This window comes from Streptomyces sp. NPDC008079, assembly GCF_042957385.1.
In the GTDB taxonomy this organism is placed as follows: Bacteria; Actinomycetota; Actinomycetes; order Streptomycetales; family Streptomycetaceae; genus Actinacidiphila.
In genome coordinates this window covers 299,980-321,935 of record NZ_JBIBIC010000009.1, presented here as the reverse complement: position 1 = coordinate 321,935, position 21,956 = coordinate 299,980, and the positions used below count along the sequence as shown (strand labels likewise).

21 protein-coding genes are annotated in these 21,956 nt (G+C 69.6%); 20 read left to right on the top strand and 1 reads right to left on the bottom strand.

The annotated features are described in order from the left end of the window. The first annotated feature begins 65 nt into the window (after positions 1 to 65). The 8 genes from ACFZAM_RS21260 to ACFZAM_RS21225 all read left to right on the top strand — a co-directional run bounded on the left by ACFZAM_RS21260 (position 66) and on the right by ACFZAM_RS21225 (position 9,126). Positions 66 to 1,190 carry a C45 family peptidase gene (locus tag ACFZAM_RS21260; protein WP_355335380.1) on the top strand — a complete coding sequence of 375 codons (1,125 nt, stop codon included), beginning with the start codon at positions 66 to 68 and terminating at the stop codon, positions 1,188 to 1,190. A 153-nt stretch (positions 1,191 to 1,343) separates the two neighbouring features. After that, positions 1,344 to 2,564, top strand: a complete 1,221-nt coding sequence (locus tag ACFZAM_RS21255; protein WP_355335377.1) for an extracellular solute-binding protein — start codon at positions 1,344 to 1,346, stop codon at positions 2,562 to 2,564. Between the two features lies 1 nt (position 2,565). Then, positions 2,566 to 3,723: an ATP-binding cassette domain-containing protein gene (locus ACFZAM_RS21250; protein WP_391048173.1), complete on the top strand. Its 1,158-nt coding sequence runs from the start codon at positions 2,566 to 2,568 to the stop codon at positions 3,721 to 3,723. Then, the gene (locus ACFZAM_RS21245) at positions 3,720 to 4,661 is read left to right on the top strand and encodes an ABC transporter permease (protein ID WP_355335372.1); all 942 of its coding nucleotides are present in this window, start codon (positions 3,720 to 3,722) and stop codon (positions 4,659 to 4,661) included. Before ACFZAM_RS21250 ends, ACFZAM_RS21245 begins: the two co-directional genes overlap by 4 nt. Positions 4,662 to 4,702: 41 nt before the next feature. Continuing rightward, on the top strand, positions 4,703 to 5,533 hold the full coding sequence (locus ACFZAM_RS21240; RefSeq protein ID WP_391048170.1) for an ABC transporter permease subunit: 831 nt from the start codon (positions 4,703 to 4,705) through the stop codon (positions 5,531 to 5,533). Positions 5,534 to 5,644: 111 nt separating this feature from the next. Then, the gene (locus ACFZAM_RS21235; protein ID WP_391048168.1) at positions 5,645 to 6,388 is read left to right on the top strand and encodes an SDR family oxidoreductase; all 744 of its coding nucleotides are present in this window, start codon (positions 5,645 to 5,647) and stop codon (positions 6,386 to 6,388) included. Between the two features lie 73 nt (positions 6,389 to 6,461). Beyond that, positions 6,462 to 7,421, top strand: coding sequence for a fumarylacetoacetate hydrolase family protein (locus ACFZAM_RS21230; protein WP_355335367.1), 960 nt, complete (start codon positions 6,462 to 6,464; stop codon positions 7,419 to 7,421). A gap of 241 nt (positions 7,422 to 7,662) precedes the next feature. After that, positions 7,663 to 9,126: a DHA2 family efflux MFS transporter permease subunit gene (locus ACFZAM_RS21225; protein ID WP_391048165.1), complete on the top strand. Its 1,464-nt coding sequence runs from the start codon at positions 7,663 to 7,665 to the stop codon at positions 9,124 to 9,126. A 63-nt stretch (positions 9,127 to 9,189) separates the two neighbouring features. Here the strand turns inward: ACFZAM_RS21225 and ACFZAM_RS21220 are convergent, their stop codons facing one another. Then, positions 9,190 to 9,816: a TetR family transcriptional regulator gene (locus tag ACFZAM_RS21220; protein ID WP_391048164.1), complete on the bottom strand. Its 627-nt coding sequence runs from the start codon at positions 9,814 to 9,816 to the stop codon at positions 9,190 to 9,192. A 110-nt stretch (positions 9,817 to 9,926) separates the two neighbouring features. Here ACFZAM_RS21220 and ACFZAM_RS21215 point away from each other — a divergent pair, with 110 nt between their 5' ends. The 12 genes from ACFZAM_RS21215 to dmpG all read left to right on the top strand — a co-directional run bounded on the left by ACFZAM_RS21215 (position 9,927) and on the right by dmpG (position 21,882). Continuing rightward, entirely contained in the window at positions 9,927 to 10,727 is an 801-nt protein-coding gene (locus ACFZAM_RS21215; protein ID WP_391048163.1) for an IclR family transcriptional regulator C-terminal domain-containing protein, read from the top strand. A gap of 152 nt (positions 10,728 to 10,879) precedes the next feature. Further along, the gene (locus ACFZAM_RS21210; RefSeq protein ID WP_391048161.1) at positions 10,880 to 11,770 is read left to right on the top strand and encodes a VOC family protein; all 891 of its coding nucleotides are present in this window, start codon (positions 10,880 to 10,882) and stop codon (positions 11,768 to 11,770) included. Between the two features lie 28 nt (positions 11,771 to 11,798). Beyond that, complete coding sequence (locus ACFZAM_RS21205) at positions 11,799 to 13,157, top strand: Rieske 2Fe-2S domain-containing protein (protein WP_391048159.1); 1,359 nt, start codon at positions 11,799 to 11,801, stop codon at positions 13,155 to 13,157. A 15-nt stretch (positions 13,158 to 13,172) separates the two neighbouring features. Then, positions 13,173 to 13,736 (top strand): 3-phenylpropionate/cinnamic acid dioxygenase subunit beta, encoded by a 564-nt coding sequence (locus ACFZAM_RS21200; protein WP_391048156.1) that lies wholly within the window; start codon positions 13,173 to 13,175, stop codon positions 13,734 to 13,736. Positions 13,737 to 13,784: 48 nt separating this feature from the next. Continuing rightward, positions 13,785 to 14,099: a bifunctional 3-phenylpropionate/cinnamic acid dioxygenase ferredoxin subunit gene (locus tag ACFZAM_RS21195; protein WP_355335349.1), complete on the top strand. Its 315-nt coding sequence runs from the start codon at positions 13,785 to 13,787 to the stop codon at positions 14,097 to 14,099. After that, complete coding sequence (locus ACFZAM_RS21190) at positions 14,096 to 15,361, top strand: FAD-dependent oxidoreductase (RefSeq protein ID WP_391048153.1); 1,266 nt, start codon at positions 14,096 to 14,098, stop codon at positions 15,359 to 15,361. Before ACFZAM_RS21195 ends, ACFZAM_RS21190 begins: the two co-directional genes overlap by 4 nt. Further along, entirely contained in the window at positions 15,358 to 16,215 is an 858-nt protein-coding gene (locus tag ACFZAM_RS21185; protein ID WP_355335344.1) for an alpha/beta hydrolase, read from the top strand. The genes ACFZAM_RS21190 and ACFZAM_RS21185 overlap by 4 nt, the downstream gene beginning before the upstream one ends. After that, complete coding sequence (gene hcaB / locus ACFZAM_RS21180) at positions 16,215 to 17,027, top strand: 3-(cis-5,6-dihydroxycyclohexa-1,3-dien-1-yl)propanoate dehydrogenase (protein ID WP_391048151.1); 813 nt, start codon at positions 16,215 to 16,217, stop codon at positions 17,025 to 17,027. Before ACFZAM_RS21185 ends, hcaB begins: the two co-directional genes overlap by 1 nt. Before the next feature lie 210 nt (positions 17,028 to 17,237). Further along, positions 17,238 to 18,725, top strand: a complete 1,488-nt coding sequence (locus tag ACFZAM_RS21175) for an MFS transporter (protein WP_391048148.1) — start codon at positions 17,238 to 17,240, stop codon at positions 18,723 to 18,725. 187 nt (positions 18,726 to 18,912) lie between these two features. Continuing rightward, entirely contained in the window at positions 18,913 to 19,773 is an 861-nt protein-coding gene (locus tag ACFZAM_RS21170; protein WP_391048147.1) for a fumarylacetoacetate hydrolase family protein, read from the top strand. A gap of 131 nt (positions 19,774 to 19,904) precedes the next feature. Beyond that, positions 19,905 to 20,858 carry an acetaldehyde dehydrogenase (acetylating) gene (locus tag ACFZAM_RS21165; RefSeq protein WP_391048230.1) on the top strand — a complete coding sequence of 318 codons (954 nt, stop codon included), beginning with the start codon at positions 19,905 to 19,907 and terminating at the stop codon, positions 20,856 to 20,858. A gap of 1 nt (position 20,859) precedes the next feature. Further along, entirely contained in the window at positions 20,860 to 21,882 is a 1,023-nt protein-coding gene (dmpG, locus tag ACFZAM_RS21160) for a 4-hydroxy-2-oxovalerate aldolase (protein ID WP_391048145.1), read from the top strand. The last annotated feature ends 74 nt before the right edge of the window (positions 21,883 to 21,956 follow it).

Sequence of the window (21,956 nt, the reverse complement as noted above, 5' to 3'; positions counted from 1 at the left end):
GCCCGGCGGACGGACTCATCGTTACCTGCCAGGCAGCCAGACGACTTTTGAAATGTCAGAGAGACGTGGACTCGGTGAACTACGAACCCGGACATATTGCCGCATTTCGCACGATCTGTGTGGAGGGCGACCCGCGGAGACGCGGGGAGTCATACGGCCGCGCCGCCGCACCGGAGATCAAAGAGTCAATCCACCGCTACACCAGGGTCTTCCGGCACATGGTCGGCTGGGACTGGCAGCAGGTGCGGAAGTTCGCCCTGCGGTACGAACGGCCGATCGGCGACTTCTCTCCCGCCATCGGTGAGGAGATCGCGGGCATCGCCGCAGGTGCGGGGGTCGAGTTGAGCGACATCCTCGCGCTCAACGCGCGGAGCGAGATCATGTTCGCCGCCGCCCCGGCCCGCGCCCGTTCGATGCCGGCGGAGTGCACGTCCTTCGCGCTCATGCCGGAACGCACGGGCCAGGGCATCGTCACCGGGCAGAACTGGGACTGGCTGACCCACGCGCGACGGACCACGGTCGTCCTCGACGTCCGACGGACCGACGCGCCCAACTTCGTGACCGTCGTCGAGGCCGGGCAGTTGGCCAAGGTCGGACTGAACTCGGCCGGCGTCGCCCTGTGCACCAACACCCTGATCGGCGACGTCCGCACCGACGGAGCCGGCGTCCCGTACCACATCCTGCTGCGGTCGGTCCTCGACGCCGGATCGGGGGCGGAGAGCGCGGAGCGGATAGCGACCGCCGACCGGGCGATGTCCGCGAACTACCTGATCAGCGACGGCACCGGCTTCTGCCAGAACCTGGAGACGCCCGCCAGCGACGGGGCGCCGGAGCGGATCACCCCGCGCGACGGGGTGTTGACGCACACCAACCACTTCCTGTCCGCCGGGCTCACCACGACGGACGACTACGCCAGGCGGAAGCCGCACACGCTCGACCGGCACCGCAACATCGAACTGCGCCTGCGCGACCCTCGCGTACGCACGATCCACGAGGTCAAGGAGGCCCTGTCCGACCACCACGACTGGCCCGGCAGCATCTGCCAGCACCCCGATCCCTCGATCGCGATCGAGGAACGGACCTGCACCATCGCCGGATTCATCATCGAACCCGACCGCGGCGTCATTCAGTACGGCGCCGGCAACCCCTGCTCGACCCATTGGCGGCAGCGCACCGTCTCAGGTGCATAACGTCCGTCGCCGCACTGGTGCGATGTAAGGCTGTCAGACATAGCGTAGAGGCGGAGAAGGTTGGACGTAACCGCCCTAAACGACCTATAGGCACGGCCGTCGAGTATTCCGGCCACCACATCAACGACCGAAGTACCGACCCAGGAGGTCACGTTGAGACGTTCTTCCCGGTGGCGAGTCGCCCTCGCCGGACTCACCGTCATCAGTGTCATCGGCGTCGCGGGATGCGGCAGCCCAGGTTCCAAGAGTGTCGAAGAGACCCCGGCCGCCGCGGACGGCAAGTTCCCCGCGGCCCCCAAGAAGCCCGTCACGCTCACGATCATGGACTCGGCCGGCGGACTGTCCGTCGCCAAGCCGCTGATCGAGGAGTTCGGGAAGAAGCACCCCGAACTGGTCAGCAAGATCAACTACACCACGACGACCTCGCCGGAGATGCCCGGCAAGCTCAAGGCCCAGCAGAACGCCGGCCGGGTAGGTGTGGACATCGTCCTGCTGGGGCCGGACAGCCTCGCCGCGGGCGTGAGTCAGAACCTGTTCACCAAGATCTGGCCCGAGTACAAGGACGGCCTGCCCGATCTGGAGAACACCTACCTCGACAACGCGAAGAAGCTCTGGAAGAACGCGCACGGCCAGGCGCTGATCTACGACACCGGCACGTTCGGCCCGCTGCTCGAGTACCTGCCGGACAAGCTGTCCGACCCGCCGAAGACCGCGCAGGAACTGCTGGAGTGGGCGAAGCGGAATCCCGGCAAGTTCCAGTACGCGTCCGTCGCGAACTCCGGACCGGGCTCGGCGTTCCTCCAGGGCCTGCCGTACCAGCTCGGCGACTCCGACCCGAGAGACCCGGAGAAGGGCTGGGACAAGACCTGGGCCTACCTCAAGGAGCTCGGCAAGTACATCGACAACTACCCGGCCAAAACCAGCGAAACCTACGCCAACCTCACTAATGGAACAGTGAAGCTGGTACCGTCCACCTTCGGATGGCACGTCCAGCCCCGTGCGGACAACCTGATTCCCGAGTCCGCCACCTTCACGGTCCTGGAGAACACGAAGTTCATCCTGTCCGGCGGATCGGTGGCCATCCCGAAGGGCGTCTCGGCCGACCACCTCGCGGTGTCGCTGCGGCTGCTCGGATTCATGCTCCAGCCCGAGCAGCAGGCCATGACCTTCGACCACGGTTACGTCTATCCGGGCCCGGCGATCAAGGACGTCACGGTCGACATGGCACCGCCGGAGATGGCCGAACTCAACAAGAAGTACGGCGTCGCCGACTACGACGACTACATCGCCAAGTATCCGGGCGCGGACCCGCTGCCCGCGGACGTCCTCGTCGCCGCGTACGACAAATGGAACCGAATCATTGGTGGTAAGTGACGTGAGAGCAACCCAGCGACGCGGTGAGTTCAGCGAGCTTCGGCTCGAAGGTCTGACCTGTGTCTACAACGGGAGCGTGGTCGCACTGGACTCCATGACTGCGACGATCAAGGCCGGAGAGTTCACCGCGCTGCTGGGTCCTTCTGGCTGTGGAAAATCCACCCTCCTCGGCTGTCTGGCCGGACATGTCACGGCCACCGAGGGCCGGCTCTGGGTGGACGACGAGCGGATCGACCAGCGGCCCGCGGAGAAGCGCGGCTTCGGCATGGTGTTCCAGAACTACGCGCTCTTTCCGCACCTGTCCGTCGCCAAGAACGTCGCGTTCGGACTCGAAGTACGCCGCATGCCCAAGCCTGAGGTGCGCGAGCGGGTGAAGTGGGCGCTGGACCTGGTCCAACTCCCCGACTACGCCGACAATCTGCCCGGCCGCCTCTCCGGCGGCCAGCAGCAGCGGGTCGCCATCGCGCGGGCACTCGCACCGCGCCCGTCGATCATGCTGATGGACGAGCCGCTGTCCAACCTCGACGCCAAGCTCCGCTTCGAGATGCGCTCCGAGATCCGGCAACTCCACGACGAGCTGGGGCTGACCACCGTCTACGTCACGCACGACCAGGAGGAAGCCCTCTCGATCGCCGACCGGATCATCGTCCTGCGCAAGGGAAAGACCGTGCAGGACGGTACGCCCCAGCAGATCTACAGCGAACCGGAGGCGGATTACGTCGCCGACTTCGTCGGCTACCGCAACCGGCTCCAGGCGCACGTGGTCGGGGGGACCGGCCGCGAACCCGTCGTCGAGGGGCACGGCATCACGCTGCGCGCCACGTCGAGCACCGACCTGCGGCCCGGACAGTCCGTGACCGTGCGGATCCGGCCGGAGGAGGTGAGCGTCACGGACTCCGCCTCCGCGGTGAACACGTTCGAGGCGGTGGCGCGCTCCACGCAGTACCACGGCCGCGACTTCACCGTGCAGGCCGAACTGCCGGACGGCGCGACCCTGTCCGTACGGACACCGGTGCGGCCGGAAACGGGCACGGTGCTGAAGCTGTCGATCCCGGTGGCGAGCGTCCGGGCCTTCGCCGCGGGAGAGCCTTCCGCCGCCCCGGCGGAGGGCTCCGACGACGGCGAGTCCACGGCTCTCGAACCGAGCGCGCTGTCATGACGGCGACCGTGGACACCACACCGGCCCGCGCCGACCGGGCGCCGGGAGGCCCGCCCGACTCGGGCGACCGCCGACGGGCGTGGCTGCGACGTCACGGACTCCACTGGGGGCTGCTGGCCATGCTGCCCGCGGTGGCGCTGATCGGGGTGCTGTTCCTCTACCCGATCGCCTACGGCATCGGCCTGTCGGTGACCCCCGACAAGGGTGGGACCTTCAGCAGCTACCAGCGGTTCTTCGAGGATCCGTATCTCCGCGAGACGATCTGGAAGACCCTGCGGATCGCGGTGGTCGTCGCCGTGATCAACACGGTGGCGGCGATGATCTTCGCCTACCCGCTGCGCGGCGCCGGACGGCGGAAGAAGTACCTCTCGACGGCCTTCCTGATCCCGATGACCCTCGGCAACGTGCTCGTCTCCAACGGGATGATCGCCTACATGTCCCCGCGGGGCTGGCTCAACCGGACCCTGATGAAGATCGGGGTGATCGACGAGCCCCTGATGCTGCTGCACAACTACACCGCCGTCGTGATCTCGATGGTCATCACGGGTCTGCCGCTGGCGTTCCTGCTGACCATGAGCCATCTCGCGTCCATCGACACCCTCTACGAGCGGGCCGCCGCGTCCCTCGGCGCGGACCGGTGGACCCGGTTCCGGCGGATCCTGCTCCCTTTGTGGGCGCCGGGTGTGACCGTGGTCCTCTGTCTGACCTTCGTCCTGGGGTTCTCCGTGTTCGCCAGCGCGACCCTCGTGGGTGATCCCGCCGGCTCCACCCACGTCATCTCGGTCGAGGCCTACTTCCAGGCGTACCGGACCCTGGACTACTCGATGTCCATGGCGATGGTGGTCATCTCCGCCCTGGTCCAGATCCTCATCGTGGGCGCGATCCTGCTCCTGCGTTCCCGCCTGTACACGGGCCCGAGTTCCGGTCAGAAAGGGTGATCGAGGTGTCCGAGTCGTCTCCTACCGCACTGCGGAGCCGGATGCATCGCACCTGGGCCGGTGTCCTGCCCCGGTGGTTCTACCGCCTGCTGGTCGCCGTCTTCCTGGTCAACATCGCCGGGCTCGTCGCTTCCGTGACGGTCAGCTCCTTCGGCCGCCAGTGGTTCACCGGGTGGCTCCCGAAGGGGTACACGACGGACTACTACCGGTCGTCGTGGAACGAGTACGACCTCTCCCACGTCATGGTGATCACGGTCACCGTCGCGGTGGTCGTGGCCGCGCTCGCCGTGATCATCGGCGCTCCGGCGGCGTATGTGCTGGCAAGGGGGAACTTCCCGGGCAAGAAGCTGCTGATCCTGGCCTTCCTGCTGCCGCTGATGCTGCCGCCGGTCACCTACGGCCTGCCGCTGGCGACGCTGCTCTACCGGCTCGGCCTCGGCGGCCATCTGTCCGGGGTGATCGTGGCCAACCTGGTGCCGTCGGTGCCCCTGGTGGTCCTGCTGATGATCCCGTACATCCAGCAGCTCGACACCAACCTGGAACGGGCCGCGCGCTCCTGCGGGGCGAACGGTCTTCAGACGGTCCGGCGGGTGCTCGCGCCGCTGCTGCTGCCCGGAATCCTGGCGTCGGGCCTGCTCACGCTGATCCACACCGCGGGCAGTTTCGAGCTGACCTTCTTCAACTCGGGGCCGGGCAGCGAGACGCTCGTCGTCGCCCTGTACTCCGCCCTGTGGACGCCGGGCTTCCGCCCACAGCAGTCGATCGACGCGATGTCGGTCATCTACATGCTCACCTGCCTCGTCCTGCTGTTCGTCGCACTGCGTTTCGTCAGCCCCGGCCAGATAGTGACGCACTCGCGCGAAGACGACTGACGCCCGCGCGAGGACGACCAGCCACAGCCCCTGGTGCCGCGAGCGGCCATGTCTGCCCCGCTCGCGGCACCAGGCCCATCAGCCCGAGCCCGTTCCACCGAGGAGATCACCATGCCCGCCGTCATTGTCGCCGGAGGCGCCACGGGAATCGGACGCGCCTGCGTACGCCGCCTGCGTAACCGTGGTGCCGACGTGTACCTCGCGGACATCAACATGGCGGCCGCCGGTGAACTGGCCGCCGAGGAAGCACCCGGCCGCCTCGTCATCGGCGAGCACGACCTGTTCGACGTGGACGCCGCCCGGGCCATGGTCGACGCGGCCTGCGCGCGGTTCGGCGGCCTGGACGGACTCCTCATCACCACCGCGCTGCTGCGCGAGGCGCCCGTCGCCCGGTACCCCCTGGAGGACTGGACCGCGACGATGGACCTGAACGTCCGCGCCGCGTTCCTGCTGGCCCAGGCCGCGATCGGGCCGCTGAGCCGGTCCGCCGCGCCGCGGATCGTCTTCACCGGCTCGACCTCCGCGTTCCGGGGCGGCTTCGGGTCCTTCGCGTACGCCGCGTCCAAGGGGGCCCTCGTCAGCATGACGCGGGCGATGGCGGTCGAGTGGGGCGCGCTGAAGGTCTGCGTCAACTGCGTGTGCCCCGGCTGGATCGACACGCCGTTCAACGACGAGCACTGGAAGCACTCCTCCGACCGCGACGCGGCGGTCGGCGAGCTGGAGGCGAAGATCCCGCTCGGCCGCCAGGGCGAGCCCGACGAGGTGGCCGCGATGATCGACTTCCTGCTCTCCCCGGCGGCCGGTTACGTGACCGGTCAGGCGATCGTGGTGGACGGCGGACTGCTGTCGTGGTGAGAGGAACCGAGACCGTGCCGAACGCGGCGGCGCCGCTCCACGGAGAGGCGCTGCCGTGCGGATAGGAACATGCGTGATCGACGGACGGCCCGAGCCGGTCGTGTTCGATCCGGCCGGCCGGGCGGTCCCGGTCGGCGACCTCGTCGGCGGCCCCGGCCTCTACGGCGTGCTGACGCTCATCGAACGCTGGGACGATCTGCGCCCGCGCCTGGCCCGCGCGCTCGGGACGGACCGGTCCCCGGCCGCCACCAGCGTGGCCGAGATCGACCGGCTCGGCGCCTGGCTGCCGCCGGTCCCGCGGCCGGGGAAGATCCTGGGCGTCGGTTTCAACAGCCCGGTGTTCGCCGCGTTCGCGTCGAGCGTCCCCGACCATCCGCCGTTCTTCTCCTCACCCGGTTCCGCACTGGTCGGACACCGGCAGCCGATCCGGCTGCGCCCGTCGTTCGGACTCGTCCATCCCGAGCCGGAGCTGGCCGTGGTGATCGGACGGCAGGGCACGCGGATCGACCCGGCCGAGGCACTGGACCACGTCTTCGGGTACACCCTGATCGACGACGTGTCCGCGCCCGGGCTGCGGGCCGGTGACACCGTGGTGGTACCCGGCTCCATGGCGGGGGAGCTGGACCGGCGGCACAGCGGCCGGCCCCGGGCCGCGTCCGGCTTCGAGCACGGGGACATGAGGGTCACCTACCACCTGCGGGCCAAGGGCACCGACAGCTTCAAGCCGTGCGGACCGTGGATCGTGACCAGGGACGAGATCCCCGACCCCGACCGGCTCGGCATCACCCTGGCGACCGGCGACGACGTACGGATCGAATGCCGGACCGAGCGCCTGATCTATTCGGTGGCGGAAGTCATCGCGCACGCCAGCGACCACCACACCCTGTTCCCCGGCGACATCATCCACGTGGGCACCGACATCACGGGGACGCACACGCTGCGGGAGATCGACTACCAACACCGGATCGGCGCGACGCGAACGATCGAGTGCGAGGCGATCGGCACGCTCGTGAACGAGATCCGCACGGTCTGACCCGGCACCACCGGCCGACCCCGCACCACCCGGCACCCGTACGTCCCCGGTCGGACCACGGGCAGCCCGGTTCTGTCTGACGGAACGACGCGGCACCGCATCGGGATCGGAGAGCGGACACTCTCCGAAGGCGGTGCGGCCGCGCCTTTTCGGATGACACGCGCCGCGAGAAGTGAGCGGTGCGATCGGAGACTCGTTGAACGACGTCGGCTCTCAAAAGGTGAAGGTCTTCGATCGACGCATGACTCTGGTCGCGACGGTCACGATTCTCGGCTCCCTGATATCCATCTTCGACACGACGATCGTCCAGGTGGCCGTGCCGTCGTTGGTGAGGAGTTTCGACACCTCGCTCGCCACCGTCCAGTGGGTCAGCACGGTCTACCTTCTCGCCCTCGCCACGGTGGTGCCGCTCACCGGCTGGGCCAACGACCGATTCGGCTCCAGACGGGTGTGGATCGCGTCCATGGCCATGTTCCTGTTCGGCTCGCTGCTGTGCGGACTCGCCAACTCGATGGCGCTGCTCATCGTCGCGCGCGCGGTGCAAGGGATCGGCGGCGGGATGCTGCTGCCCACCGGGCAGACGATCCTCGCCAGGGAGGCGGGCCCCGGCCGCCTCGGACGCGTCATGGCCGTGGTGGGGATTCCGTCCATGCTGGGGCCCCTGTTGGGGCCGATCTTCGGCGGACTGATCCTCTCCAGCCTGTCCTGGCGGTGGATCTTCTTCGTCAATCTGCCGCTGGGCGCTCTCGGGATCGGCTTGGCCTGGGTCGTCCTCGACCGCGGCGAACTGGGCGTGCCCCGGAAGCTCGATCTCATCGGACTGGCCCTGCTGCCGCCGGGACTCGCGCTGCTTGTCTACGGCATCTCCGACTTCGGCGATGCCGGGCGCGTGTCCCCGTCCGTCGCGCTCACCGGAGGTCTGGGAATCACCCTGACCGCCGCGTTCGTCGTGCACGCGCTGCGGGCCGCTCATCCGCTGCTCGACCTGCGGCTGTGGAAGCACGCGGCCCTCAGATCGGCCCAGACCGCGATGTTCCTCTACCTCGCCGGTACCAACGCGGTGCTGTTCCTGGTGCAGCTCTACTACCAGTTCGCGCGGGGGGACAGCGCCATCGAGGCGGGCCTGCTGGTGGCGCCGTCGGCCTTCGGCGCGATGCTGGTGCTGACGACGGCCGGCCGGGTGATGGACAAGCGCGGTCCCCGGGCGGTGATCGTCTTCGGCCTGCTCATGGTGACCGCCGGAGTGCTTCCGCTCACCATGATCGGGCCCGACACCAGCGACGTATGGCTGTCGGTGTGCTGGTTCGTCCGCGGCGTCGGGGTCGGCGCCACGGCCACGCCGCTGACCGCCGCCGGATACGCCGGTTTGCGCGGCCACGAGATCCCCGGCGCGTCGACGCTGATGAGCATCGTGCAGTACGTCGCCGGGGCCATGGGCACCGCTGTGGCGGCGGTTCTGCTCCAACGTCGGCTCAGCGGCTTCACCGGCGGCGGCGGGGTCCAGTCCCTTGCCGCGCTGAGCGACACCGCGCGACAGCGCCTGGCACCCGAACTGGCCGACGCCTTCGGCGGGTTGTTCTGGCTGGCCGTCGCCCTGTCGGTGCTCGCGATCGTCCCGGCCGTGATGCTGCGCACGCGGGCGCCGACCGATGTCGAACGGGACGGGACGGGAGCGTCGAAGACCGCCGACACGCTGACGGGCTGACGCCTGCGGCACGTCGTCGGCCCGGTGCGCGCCGCCGCGGGCCTCCGGCCGTGAAGGCGGCGGTCACGCCCGCGGCGTGAGACCTTCGAGCAGCAGATTCAGCGCGTGGTGTGCGTCCAGGGCCCGGGCAGCGGACGCGGACGCGGAGCGGCCGAGCGTGTGGACGGCCAGGGTGATGCCGGTGAGCAGCGCCACGAGCTGGTCGGCGGTGAGGTCGTCGCGGATCGCGCCGAGCTCCTGGGCGGGCCGCAGCAGCAGATCCGCCGCCGACACCAGCAGCGACTGACCCCACTCGGTGTTGGCGACGGGGTCGGTCTCACGGAGCCCCTGCGCGAGCAGTCCGGCGAGGACTCCCTGCGCCTCGACTCCCAGATCGACGAACTGGCGCAGCCAGTTCAGGAGTGCCGCCGTCGGCTCGTCGCGCTGCGCCAACTCCGTTGCCATGGAGGCCAGTCGCGCGACGCGACCGCGGTAGACGCCCTCGAACAGATGCATTCTGCTCGGGAAGTGCCGGTAGAGGGTGGCGGGCGCGACCCCGGCCTCCTTGGCGATCTCGTCGAGGGTGACATCGGGCCCCTCGCGTTCGATCAGGGTCTGGGCCGCCGCCAGGATGCGATCGACGTTCCGCCGGGAGTCGGCGCGAGGTGCGCGCTTGCGTACCGGTACCGGTGCTGCGGACTCGTCCGGCAATCTCCGCTCCCCACTCTTGCGATGCGACTGCGGGCAGCCTACTGTGACGGCTAAGTGAGAGTTTACTCCCATTTAACGGCTGGTGACCTCGTACCTTGAGGAGGAACCCGATGCCTGCTCCGGAAAGCCCGCGGCGGGTGCACGACGCCGCCGCGGCGGCCGGCGAAGTGCGCGACACATCCGTCGGCAAGGCGCTCGCCGTGCTCGACACCCTGTCCGGTTCGCGGAAGTCGCTGGGCGTCTCGGAGATCGCCGCCCGCACCGGGATGGCCAAGTCGACCGTCCACCGGCTGCTGAGCGCGATGATCGAGCACGGTTATGTGGCCAAGGAAGGCGAGCGGTATCTGCTCGCCGAGCGCGTCTTCGAGCTGGGCAGCCGGGTACAGGTCGGCGCCGCGAAGGACCTGCGCGAACTGGCCTCTCCCTATCTGGCGGAATTGTTCGCCCTCACCCGGCAGACCATTCATCTCGCCATTCTCAGCGGCGCCGACATCCTGTACATCGACAAAGTCTCCGGGCTGGGCGCACCGAGAATGGACACGCGTATCGGCGGACGCAGGCCCGCTTATGCCACAGGGCTCGGGAAGGCGCTGCTCGCGTTCGCTCCCTCCCTGCATCTGAGGACCGTTCTCGACGGATCCTTCAAGCGGTTCACCGCGTACACCATTCCCGACGCCCAGCGGATGAAGCTCTCACTGCTCCGGGTGCGCGAGACCGGTATCGCGACGGATCACGAGGAGTCGTTCCTCGGCGTGGCCTGCCTGGCGGCGCCGGTCTGGGCCGCTGATCACAGCCGCGCGGTCGCCGCGGTCTCGCTTTCCTGCCCGGTGCTCGGCCGCACCCCCGCCCGCTACAAGTCGGTGCTCGTCGACACCGCGCAGCAGCTCTCGTCCGCGCTGCATCGCAAGTGACCCGGGGGAGCACGCCGGAACAACTGCTTTCCGTCTGACGGAACAGAATCCTGGCTTCTTTTCGGGCGCTCAATACAGTTATGCGCAGGCCCTTCCCCTGTGTGTTTTCCGAGGGCTTCCGCGTCATCCATTGGGAATCGGAGGAATCGCGCGTGAGTTATGTCAAAGCGCTCGGTTACATCGGCATAGGTGCGCAGGACCTCGACGCGTGGGAGGACTTCGCGGGCGACATTCTGGGCCTGCACGTCACCCGCGGACGGGACGCCGACGACGTCGAAACGCTGTTTCTGCGGATGGACGCCAGGCACCACCGCATCGCGGTACGCGCCGGGGACGACACGCTTTCCTACGTCGGATGGGAGGTGGCGACCGAGGAAGACCTCGACGCCCAGGTGCGGGACCTGGAGAGCGCCGGGGTCGCCGTCACGGAGGATCCGCACCTCGCCGACCTGCGCGGAGTCCGCCGGCTGGTGCGGTTCGCCGATCCGGCCGGTTTCCGGTTGGAGCTGTTCTACGGCGCCGTCACCGTGTCCTCCGCGTTCGTCTCGCCGACCGGCGTCCGGTTCGTGACGCGCGACGACAAGGGCAACGACCTCGGGGTCGGCCACATCGTGCTCGTCTCGTCCGTCGTGGACGAGATGGTCGCCTTCTACCGCCACGTCCTCGGTTTCAAGGTGAGCGACTACATCACCTTCAAGCCCCTGGTCCTGACGTTCACCCACGTCAATCCCCGGCACCACTCACTCGCGTTCGGTCCCGCGCCGGACGGCAGGAAGCCCTTCATCGACCACTTCATGCTCGAGGTCGACAGCGTCGACGGAGTCGGCCGCGCACTGGACCGGGTGCGCGCGAAGGAGATCTCCCTCACCGCGACGCTCGGCCGTCACACGAACGACGAAATGCTCTCGTTCTACATGAAGTCGCCGTCCGGGATCGGCGTGGAGTACGGAACCGCCGGCAAATTGATCGACGACGAGACCTGGACGATCACGAATTGGGACGCTGCCCAGTTCTGGGGCCACGACCGCAATCACACCCACTGACGGTGACGTGTACGCCAAGGAGAACACCATGAACGACTCCCCACGCGCGGTGGACCAGCTCGATGACCTGGTCTCGCTCGAAAGAGGCGAGATCGACCGGCGCATCTTCAGCGACCAGGAGATCTTCGATCTGGAGATGACACGGATATTCGGCCGGGCCTGGCTCTTCCTGTGCCACGAGACGCAGATCCCCAAGCGCGGCGACTTCTTCGAGGCCCCGATGGGATCGGACAACGTCCTCGTGGTCCGGCAGCGGGACGGCTCGATCCGCGCCTTCCTCAACACCTGTTCGCACCGCGGCAACGCGGTGTGCCGGGCAGAGGAGGGAAACGTCCGCAATTTCATGTGCACGTACCACGGGTGGACCTTCGGACTGGACGGCGAACTCATCGGCGTGCCCGGCAAGTCCCTCTTCTACAAGGACAAGCTGGACCTGTCCAAGCACCCGCTGCGCAAGGTGGCCCAACTCGGCTCCTACCGCGGCTTCGTGTTCGCCACCATGGACGCGGACGCGCCGCCCCTGGAGGAGTACCTCGGCGCGACGGGCCGGCTCGGACTGGACCTGCTCGCCGAGCGCGGCGACATGGAGGCCGTCCCCGGCGTCCAGAAGTTCACCGTCAGGACCAACTGGAAGTTCACCGTCGACAACGTCTTCGACTACTACCACCCGCAGATCACGCACATGTCGGCCTTCGCCGTCGGTCTCATCCCGGCCCCGCCGGACGAGTTCGTCGACGGCGGGGCCAGGACCGAATCCGGCGCCGACCTCGAAGTCCCCTTCCTGCCCAGCGACTTGCACAACGTCGTGATGGTGGGCGAGTACGGGCACGCGATCTCGGGTCCCGACCAGGAGTCGCTGGAGGTGACAGCCGGGGGCCGGGAGCTGTTCGAGTGGCGCTACACACCGCAGACCCAGGCCAAGCTCGGACGGCACGGAAGCCGGGTGGGCGGCCACCCGCACATCTTCCCGACCGCCTGGGTCACGGCGAACGCGCAGCTCAGCCTGCGGGTGCCGCGCAGCCCCGACGTCACCGAGATCTGGTGGTACTCCTTCCGCGACAAGAACGCCTCGCCGCAGGAGCAGGCCGCCGCGCTGCACGCGCAGATCCACTTCTTCGGGCCCGCAGGAATGCTCGAACAGGAGGACGGCGAGAACTGGGCGCAGTCCACCCTCCAGACCAAGGGCACCAAGAGCCGCGAGATCCCCCAGCTTCTGAAGATGGGTCTCGGCACGTCCGAGGTCGTCAAGGACGACGGCCTCGCCGTCATCGACGCGCCCATCAACGAGCACGCCCAGTTGTGGACCTACCACTCCTGGCGCGAGTGGCTCCGCAACCCCACGTGGGAGGGGCTGCGCAAGAGCACGGCTCCCCACGACCGCTACTAGGCCCAGGAGCCCGCGATGACGACCCACGCCGTACCCGCAGCGCGTGCCGTACCCGCCGCGCACGCCGTCGACCTCGACACGCTGCTGCGGCAGCACGAGGTGGAGCAGTTCTACTCCTACGAGTCGGCGCTGCTCGACGCCCACCAGTACGAGGAGTGGGTCGGCCTCTTCACCGAGGACACCCACTACTTCATGCCGCTGCGGCGGACGATGACCAGGCGGCAGTTGCACCTGGAGTTCACCAAGCCCGGCGAGATGGCCTACTTCGACGAGGACAAGCAGTTCCTCCGGACGCGGGCCAAGAAGTTCGCCACCGGGACCTCGTGGGCCGAGGACCCGCCGTCCCGTACCCGCCACCTCATCACCAACGTCCGGGTGACCGAGGACAGCGGCGACGAACTCGTGGTGCAGAGCAATTTCCTGCTCTACCGCACCCGGCTCAAGAGCGACACCGACCAGTGGGTCGGCCGGCGCGAGGACACGCTGCGGCGTACGGAGAACGGGCTCGCGATCGCCAAGCGGTTCGTCTACCTCGACCAGACGGTGCTCCAGTCCGGCAACCTCAGCAACTTCTTCTGACCCCAACCCGCCCCGCGCGCCGTCCCGCGCCTACCGAAAGGTGCAGCAATGCCGTGGATCCGTGCCTGCTCCGTCGACGAACTCGACGACGGTGACGCACTCCAGATGCCGACGGTGCCGCCCGTCGCCGTGTTCAGGGCGGACGGCGAATTCTTCGCCCTGAACGACACCTGTACGCACGGCCAGTCCTCGCTTGCCGACGGGTACGTGGACGGCGACCAGGTCGAATGCGCCTGGCACTTCGCGAAGTTCGACCTCAGGACCGGTTCCGTGCTGTCGCCGCCCGCGTCCCTCCCGCTGTGCACCTACCAGGTGAAGCTGGACGGCGACGACGTCATGGTCGAGATACCGGAGCGGAGTTGAGCACGTCGGCCGTCCCCGGTCAGAGCTGCGTCATCGTCGGGGCCAGCGCCGCCGGAGTCTGCGCGGCCGTGGCCCTGCGCGGCCACGGCTACCGGGGCAGAGTCACGCTGGTCGACGCGGACCCCAACCTCCCCTACGAACGGCCGCCGTTGTCGAAAGGACTGCTCGACGGGGAGTCGGCCGGTCTCGTGCCCATCCAGCCCCCGTCGGTCTACCAGGACCTCGACATCGCGCTGCGGCTCGGCGAACGCGTCGTCGGCATCGATCCGGCCGCGCTCACCGTACGGCTGAGCGGCGGCGACGTCCTCGGCTGCGGGCGGCTGGTGCTGGCGACCGGTGTCGCGGCGCGCCGCCTCACCACGCCCGGCGCCGACGCCGACAACGTCCTGTCGCTCCGGGACGCCGCCGACGCGGTACGGCTCCACGCGCGGCTGGCCCGCGGCGGCCCGCTGGTCATCATCGGCGCGGGCTTCATCGGCCTCGAACTCGCCGCCGTCGCCCGTCGGCGCGGCATCGAGGTGACCGTGGTCGAAGCGCAGCCGTATCCGCTGGCCTCCGTGCTCGGACCGGCCGTGGCGGACCTGATGACGCGGCTGCACCGCGACCACGGGGTGCGGCTGCTGACCGGCGTCACGGTCACGGAATTCCTCGGCTCCCCGGCGGGCGTGGAGGCGGTGCGTCTGTCGGACGGCCAGCGCGTACCGGCCGCCACGGTCGTCGTCGGGATCGGCGTACGCCCGCGGACGGAGCTGGCCCGTACGGCACGTATCGACGTCGACGACTGGGGCATCCCCGTCAACGAGTTCGGCCAGACCAGCCGGGCGTGGATCTACGCGACCGGCGATGTCGCGAGCCAGCCGCACCCGCACCTGACCGCCCGCGGCCGGCTCGAGCACTGGGAGGCGGCGCAGCGGCACGGTACGGCGGTGGGCAGCACGATCGCCGGCAGCCCGGTGCGGTACACCGCGCCGCCCTACGCGTGGTCGGACCAGTACGACACCACGTTGCAGATCATCGGACGGCCCCGGCGCAGCGACGACTTCGTCCTCCGGGAGGGCGCGGTACCCGACCGGTTCCTCGCCTTCTGGCTGCGCCACGGCCGGATCGCGGCGGCAGCGGGCATGGGCGCCGCCCGCGAGGTCGGCGTGGTGAAGCGGCTCATCGCGGGAAACGTGCCGGTCGACAGCCGACTGCTGTCCGACCCCGGCCTCGACCTGCGCGGAACACTCAAACAGCACCTCGTGAGAAAGAGCGCGCAATGACGACCGTCACCTCAGAGATCACCCACGACTCCACCTACCGGCTGGTCGACACCGCCGACTACCAGATCCAGATCAACGAAGCCGGTGACGGCGATCCCGTGTTCCTGATCCACGGCACCGGGCCCGGCGCCACCGGCTGGTCGAACTTCGAGGCCAACATCCGCGCACTCGCCGCCGACTTCCGGTGCGTCGCCGTCACGATGCCGGGCTGGGGCGACTCCAACCCGCAGAGCGTGGCGACCGGACGCGACCAGGGCGCGGCCGTCACGCAGTTGATGGACGCCATGGGCATCGACCGCGCCGCCTTCGTCGGGAACTCCATGGGCGGCGCGATCGGGATGGTCATGGCCACCGAGCACCCCGAGCGGGTCTCGCACCTGGTGACCATGGGCTCGGGCATCTGGGGCGTCAACGTGATGGCGCCGAACGGCATGTCCGAAGGCATCCGGATCATCTTCGACACCTACGAGGACCCCTCACCGGAGAACTTCCAGAAGCTGGTCGAGGTGATGTGCTTCGATCCGGCCCACGCCACCCGCGAGTTGGCCGAGGAACGCTCGCGCACCGCCGTGAGCAGGCCGGAGCACCTGCGCAACTGGCTGGAGGTGATGCGCGCGGGCGTCGGCGCGACCGGCTTCGCGCAGGCGGGGGAGAAGATGGCGCGGTCCGACGTGCCGACGCTGATCATCCACGGCCGGGACGACCGTACGGTGCACTACGAGACCAGCCTGCGCGCGCACGCGGTCATCCCGGACTCCCGGCTGCTGATGTTCGGCCGCTGCGGTCACTGGGCGCAGCTCGAACACGCCACCGAGTTCAACGCCACGGTCAAGCACTTCCTGGAACACCACTGATGGCCGCCGGACAGGGGCGTCTCGCCGGGCTGTCGGTGCTGGTGACCGGCGGCGGCTCGGGACTCGGCCGGGCCGTCGTCGACCGCTTCGTCGCCGAGGGCGCGACGGCCACGGTGCTCGAACGGTCGCCGGAGAAACTCGACAACCTGCGGGAGGCGCACGGCGACCGCGTACGCGGCGTACGCGGTGACGTCACCTCGGGAGAGGACAACACCGCCGCCGTCGAAGCGGCCGTGTCGGCCTTCGGAGGACTCGACACGTTCGTCGGCAACGCGGGCCTGTGGGACTTCGGCCGGGCGGCGCTCGACATGTCGATGGCCGAACTGGAGAGCGGCTACGAGGAATTGTTCGGCGTGAACGTCAAGGGCTACCTGCTCGGCGCCCGGGCGGCGGCCCAGGCGCTCGCCGAGCGGCGGGGATCGATGATCTTCACCCTGTCCAACGCCGCCCTGTACCCACGCGGCGGCGGCGTGCTCTACACCGCGTCCAAACACGCCGGAGTCGGACTGGTCGCGCAGTTGGCCTACGAACTCGCGCCGCGCGTGCGGGTGAACGCCGTCGCGCCGGGCGGGATGGCGACCGATCTGCGCGGGCCGCGCGCCATGGCGCTGGGCGACACCTCCATCAGCGACATGCTGCCGACCGGCGACCGGCTCCGTCGGTACTCCGCCCTCGACCTGGCCCCCAGCGCCGAGGACTACGTCGCCCCGTACGTCCTGCTCGCCTCGCGCGAGGAGTCCGCGACCGTGACCGGCGCGGTCCTCGACGTGAGCGCCGTGGGCACCCCGCGCCGCCCCGACCCCGCGCCGTAACGCTGTCCCGCGCGCCGTCCCACCGCTCCCGGCGGTGACGTGTTTCGGCCGCGTTCCCCCAGGCAGAACGTATTGCTGGCCGCTCACCTGGCCGAATCACATACTCCGGTCACCGGTCGCTCGCCGAGCGGCCCGCCCTCCGCTCGCAGGTGCCGACACCGCGGCGGGGATGGCCCCAGGGGCGTTCATGACATGAGGAGAGGCAGTGCGATGACGCACAGCGAAACACACCACCAGGAAAGACCGCGCGTCGAGAGACCCGTCCGTACCCGCGGGAGGAATCCCCTGATCGCCGTGGCCGCGCTGCTCGGCTTCACCTCGTCCGCGGTGACCTTCATGCTGACCCCGCTGCTTCCCGTGGTGCAGCGCGAGTTCCACCTGACGGTCGGCGACGTCGCGTGGGTGCTCACCTTGCTGCTGATAGGCGGCGGCGTCAGCACGATCCTGCTGCCGCGGCTGGCGGACGTGCTCGGCGACCGCGGAGCCGCGACACTGGGCGCCGCGCTCCTCGCGACCGGCATGCTCGTGCCGGGCATCTCGCACACCTTCCCCGCGATGCTGATCGGCGCGGCGGTCATGGGACTCGGCTCCGCGGCCGGTCAGCTCGGCGTCGGCGTCCTGCGCCGCCACCTGGCGGGCTCCTCGGTGCACACCGCGGTGATCGTCAGCCAGGTCGCACAGGCCGTCGGGGCCGGAGTCGGGCTCGTCGCCGGGGGGCTGGCGCTGAGCCGGGTCTCGATGCAGGACTTCTTCCTGGGCGCGACCGTCGTGTACGTCGTGGTGGGGATCTGCGTCTGGGCCGTCATCCCGTCGAGTTCCCGCGACGCCACGGCCGCGTTCGGCATCGGGAACGTCATCGGCCTGGTCGCCTGGATCGTCCTGCTGCTCTACGGCATCAAGACGGCCGGATCCGACGGCATCTCGTCGGCGAAGGCGATCGGCTTCGCCGCTGCCGGTCTCGCGGGCGGGGCCGTGTGGGTGACGCTGGAGAAGCGGTCGAAGACCCCGGTGTTCCATCTGGCGCTCCTGAGGTCCGGGACCGTCGCGCGGACGGTCGTGGCGGGCTTCACGATCGGCATGGCGATCCAGTCGGTCACCTTCCTCATCCCGTTCTACGTCCAGACGCCCTCCGCCGCGGGATACGGCCTCGGGTACGACGCCCTGGACACCGGGCTGTTGCTGCTGCCCTACTCGCTGCTCGGCGCGCTCGCCGGTATCGGCGCGGGCGTCCTCGGCGCTCGTACCAGGCCGCTGCTGGTGGCGGGGGTCGGCGCTACCTGTCACTGCGCCGCCGCGCTGACCCTGATCCTGGCCATGTCCGGGGGCGCCTCCGTGGCGTCGTTCCTGGTCGCCGCGTGCGTCTACGGCGTCGGCAGCGGCCTGGTGGGCGTCGGACTGTTCAGCTCCATCCAGAGCAGCGTCCGCGCGGAACTCACCGGAATGGGGATCGGCATGATCGGCATCATCATGACGATCTCCGGGTCGCTCGGCCCGGCGGTCTATTCGAGCATCCTCCAGTCGAAGAGTGTCGCCGCCGTCCCCGGTGTGCCGGCCGAGGACCGGTTCCGGATCTGTCTGCTCGTCGCGGGCTGCTGCGACGTCCTGGTCGCCTTCATCTGCTACTCCGCCCGCCGCGGACGGGTGCCCGCGTCCGCGCAGCCGTCCGTCGGCGCACCGGCCGACCAACTGACCAACTGACCTTGTGACCTCCTGACTTCCTGACTTCCTGAGGAGGGGCCGGGCCGGGCGACGCTGCCGCCCGGCCCGGCCGGTCACCACCGCGTCGGATGCGCGGCGAAACGGCACCGACGACAACCTCTGCCAATCATTCGGCCGTCGCCACCGGATCTCCGGTGGCCCCTGTTCTGTTGGGTGGCACACCACCATGGTTTCTTCCCGATCATCCACACGCCCGCACGGGACCGGCGCACCCCGCCGGCCGGCCGCGGCCGACGAGGCCGCCGTCGCCGCCGCGGCGGCCCGGCTCATCGACGCCGCGGCGCGCGGCGTGCCCTGCGCACCGGTCCGCGACCTGATCGGCGCGGACGACCTGCCGGGCGCCTACGCCGTACAGGCCGCCGTCGCCGCGCACCGCCTGCGGGCCGGCGCCCGCGTCGTGGGGCGCAAGATCGGCCTCACCTCACCGGCGGTCCAGGAGCAACTCGGCGTCGACCGGCCGGACTTCGGCGTCCTCTTCGACGACATGGCGTTCCTCGGCGGTGACACGGTCCCGATCGACCGCGTGACGCAGCCGCGGGTCGAGGCGGAGATCGCGTTCATGCTCGGCGACGACCTGACCGAAGGCCCGCTCGACCACGCTCAGGTCCGGGGCGCGATCGCCTGGGGTTCGGCGGCCCTCGAAGTGTGCGGGAGCCGGATCGCCGACTGGGACATCAGCTTCGCGGACACCGTCGCCGACAACGCCTCGGCCGGGGCGTACGTCATCGGCCCGCGGCGGCTCTCGCTCGACGCGTTCAGCCCGGTGGAGCAGCGGATGTCGATGTCGATCGGCGGCGACGAGGTCTCCGCCGGCACCGGCGCCGCGTGCCTGGGCGATCCCGTCGCGGCGGTCGTCTGGCTCGCCCGGACCGCGCGGGAACTCGGCGATCCGCTGCGCGCGGGGCAGCTCGTGCTGTCCGGCGCGCTCGGTCCGATGCGTCCCGTCGTCGAAGGCGACGTCGTCGTCGCCCGGCTGTCCGGGCTCGGCGCGGTGCAAGTGCGGTTCGGCAAGGGAGAGCGGGCATGACGAAGACAACGGGCACGCCGCGTACGGCGGACGCGACGAAGACAGCGGGCGCGACGCGTACGGCGGACGCGACGAAGACAGCGGGCACGACACGTACGACGGACGCGACGACGGCAACGGGCGCGACGCGTATGGCGGGTGCGGCCAGGACGAAAGTCGCCGTCATCGGATCGGGCAACATCGGCACCGACCTCATGATCAAGGTGCTGCGCAACGCTCGGCACCTGGAGATGGCGGCCATGGTCGGCATCGACCCCGCCTCCGACGGGCTGGCGCGTGCGGCCCGCCTCGGGGTCGCGACCACCCACGAAGGCGTCGACGGTCTGCTGCGGCTGCCCGGCGTCGAGGACATCGCCATCGTCTTCGACGCCACGTCGGCCAAGGCCCACGAAGCGAACTCCGCCAAGCTGGCACCGCTGGGCAAGCGGCTCATCGACCTCACGCCCGCGGCGATCGGGCCGTACGTCGTCCCGGCGGTCAACCTCGACGAGCATCTCGCGGCGCCCAACGTGAACATGGTGACCTGCGGCGGCCAGGCCACCATCCCGGTCGTGGCCGCCATCAGCAGGGTGGTGCCGGTGCCGTACGCGGAGATCGTCGCCTCGATCTCCTCGAAGTCCGCGGGGCCCGGCACCCGGGCGAACATCGACGAGTTCACCGAGACCACGGCCGCCGCCATCGAGCGGGTCGGCGGGGCGCGGCGCGGCAAGGCGATCATCATCCTGAATCCCGCGGAACCGCCGCTCATGATGCGCGACACCGTCTTCGCCCTCGTCCGGGCGCCCGACGCCGAGGACCGGGAACGGATCAGCGCGTCGGTGGAGCGGATGGTCGCCGACGTCGCCGCCTACGTGCCCGGCTACCGCTTGAAGCAGCGGGTGCAGATCGACCGCATTCCGGCCGGGCAGCCCGTGCACAGCCTCCTGGACGCCGCGGCCGACAGCCCCACCCACCAGGTCTCGGTCTTCCTGGAGGTCGAGGGAGCGGCGCACTATCTCCCGGCCTACGCCGGGAATCTCGACATCATGACCTCGGCGGCCCTGCGGGTCGCCGAGCGGATCGCCGCGGCGAAGGCAGGAGTCTGAGATGTCGGCTGCGATATTCGTACAGGACGTGACACTGCGGGACGGCATGCACGCCGTACGCCACCGCATCACCCCCGAGGACGTGCGACGCGTCGTCACCGCCCTCGACGCCGCCGGAGTCGACGCGATCGAGGTGGCGCACGGCGACGGACTCGCCGGGGGATCGGTGAACTACGGTCCCGGATCCCACACCGACTGGGAGTGGATCGAGGCCGCCGCGGACGTCCTGCGGCAGGCCCGCCTGACCACCTTGCTGCTCCCGGGCGTCGGAACGATCCACGAGCTGAAGCGTGCGTACGAACTCGGTGTGCGGTCCGTGCGCATCGCGACGCACTGCACCGAGGCGGACATCTCCGCGCAGCACATCGCCGCTGCGCGCGAACTCGGCATGGACGTCTCGGGCTTCCTGATGCTCTCGCACCTGGCCCCGCCCGAACAGCTCGCGCGGCAGGCCAAGTTGATGGAGTCCTACGGTGCGCAGTGCGTCTACGTCACCGACTCCGGCGGGCGGCTCACGATGGCCGATGTCGCCGCCCGCGTACGGGCCTACCGGGACGTCCTCGACGACGCCACCGAGATCGGCATCCACGCACACGAGAATCTGTCGCTGTCGGTCGCCAATTCCGTCGTCGCGGTGGAGAACGGCGTCCGGCGCGTGGACGCCTCGCTTGCGGGCCACGGCGCTGGAGCGGGCAACTGCCCGCTCGAAGCCTTCATCGCCGTCGCCAACATCTCCGGATACCAGCACCGCTGCGACCTGTTCCGGCTCCAGGACGCCGCCGACGACGTCGTCAGGCCCTTGCAGGACCGCCCGGTGCGCGTGGACCGGGAGACCCTGACCCTCGGATACGCCGGTGTGTACTCCTCGTTCCTCCGGCACGCCGAGGCCGCCGCCGCCCGCTACGACGTGGACGTCCGGACCATCCTCATGGAGTGCGGCAGCCGACGCCTGGTCGGCGGCCAGGAGGACATGATCGTGGACATCGCGCTCGACCTCGTGGCGGCCCAGAGCCCGTCCGTCTGAGACGGCCGCGACCGGCGCGGGCCCGCAGCTGCCCTGCGCGGTGGGGGAAGCCGGATCGTCGCGGCGGCTGCCCA

Excerpts from the sequence above, each read along its gene's own strand:
- ACFZAM_RS21245 (WP_355335372.1), top strand. The coding sequence starts at position 3,720 with ATGACGGCGACCGTGGACACCACACCGGCCCGCGCCGACCGGGCGCCG.
- ACFZAM_RS21240 (WP_391048170.1), top strand. The coding sequence starts at position 4,703 with ATGCATCGCACCTGGGCCGGTGTCCTGCCCCGGTGGTTCTACCGCCTG.
- ACFZAM_RS21235 (WP_391048168.1), top strand. The coding sequence starts at position 5,645 with ATGCCCGCCGTCATTGTCGCCGGAGGCGCCACGGGAATCGGACGCGCC.
- ACFZAM_RS21225 (WP_391048165.1), top strand. The coding sequence starts at position 7,663 with ATGACTCTGGTCGCGACGGTCACGATTCTCGGCTCCCTGATATCCATC.
- ACFZAM_RS21215 (WP_391048163.1), top strand. The coding sequence starts at position 9,927 with ATGCCTGCTCCGGAAAGCCCGCGGCGGGTGCACGACGCCGCCGCGGCG.
- ACFZAM_RS21205 (WP_391048159.1), top strand. The coding sequence starts at position 11,799 with ATGAACGACTCCCCACGCGCGGTGGACCAGCTCGATGACCTGGTCTCG.
- ACFZAM_RS21200 (WP_391048156.1), top strand. The coding sequence starts at position 13,173 with ATGACGACCCACGCCGTACCCGCAGCGCGTGCCGTACCCGCCGCGCAC.
- ACFZAM_RS21195 (WP_355335349.1), top strand. The coding sequence starts at position 13,785 with ATGCCGTGGATCCGTGCCTGCTCCGTCGACGAACTCGACGACGGTGAC.
- ACFZAM_RS21185 (WP_355335344.1), top strand. The coding sequence starts at position 15,358 with ATGACGACCGTCACCTCAGAGATCACCCACGACTCCACCTACCGGCTG.
- hcaB (WP_391048151.1), top strand. The coding sequence starts at position 16,215 with ATGGCCGCCGGACAGGGGCGTCTCGCCGGGCTGTCGGTGCTGGTGACC.
- ACFZAM_RS21175 (WP_391048148.1), top strand. The coding sequence starts at position 17,238 with ATGACGCACAGCGAAACACACCACCAGGAAAGACCGCGCGTCGAGAGA.
- ACFZAM_RS21170 (WP_391048147.1), top strand. The coding sequence starts at position 18,913 with ATGGTTTCTTCCCGATCATCCACACGCCCGCACGGGACCGGCGCACCC.
- ACFZAM_RS21165 (WP_391048230.1), top strand. The coding sequence starts at position 19,905 with ATGGCGGGTGCGGCCAGGACGAAAGTCGCCGTCATCGGATCGGGCAAC.
- dmpG (WP_391048145.1), top strand. The coding sequence starts at position 20,860 with ATGTCGGCTGCGATATTCGTACAGGACGTGACACTGCGGGACGGCATG.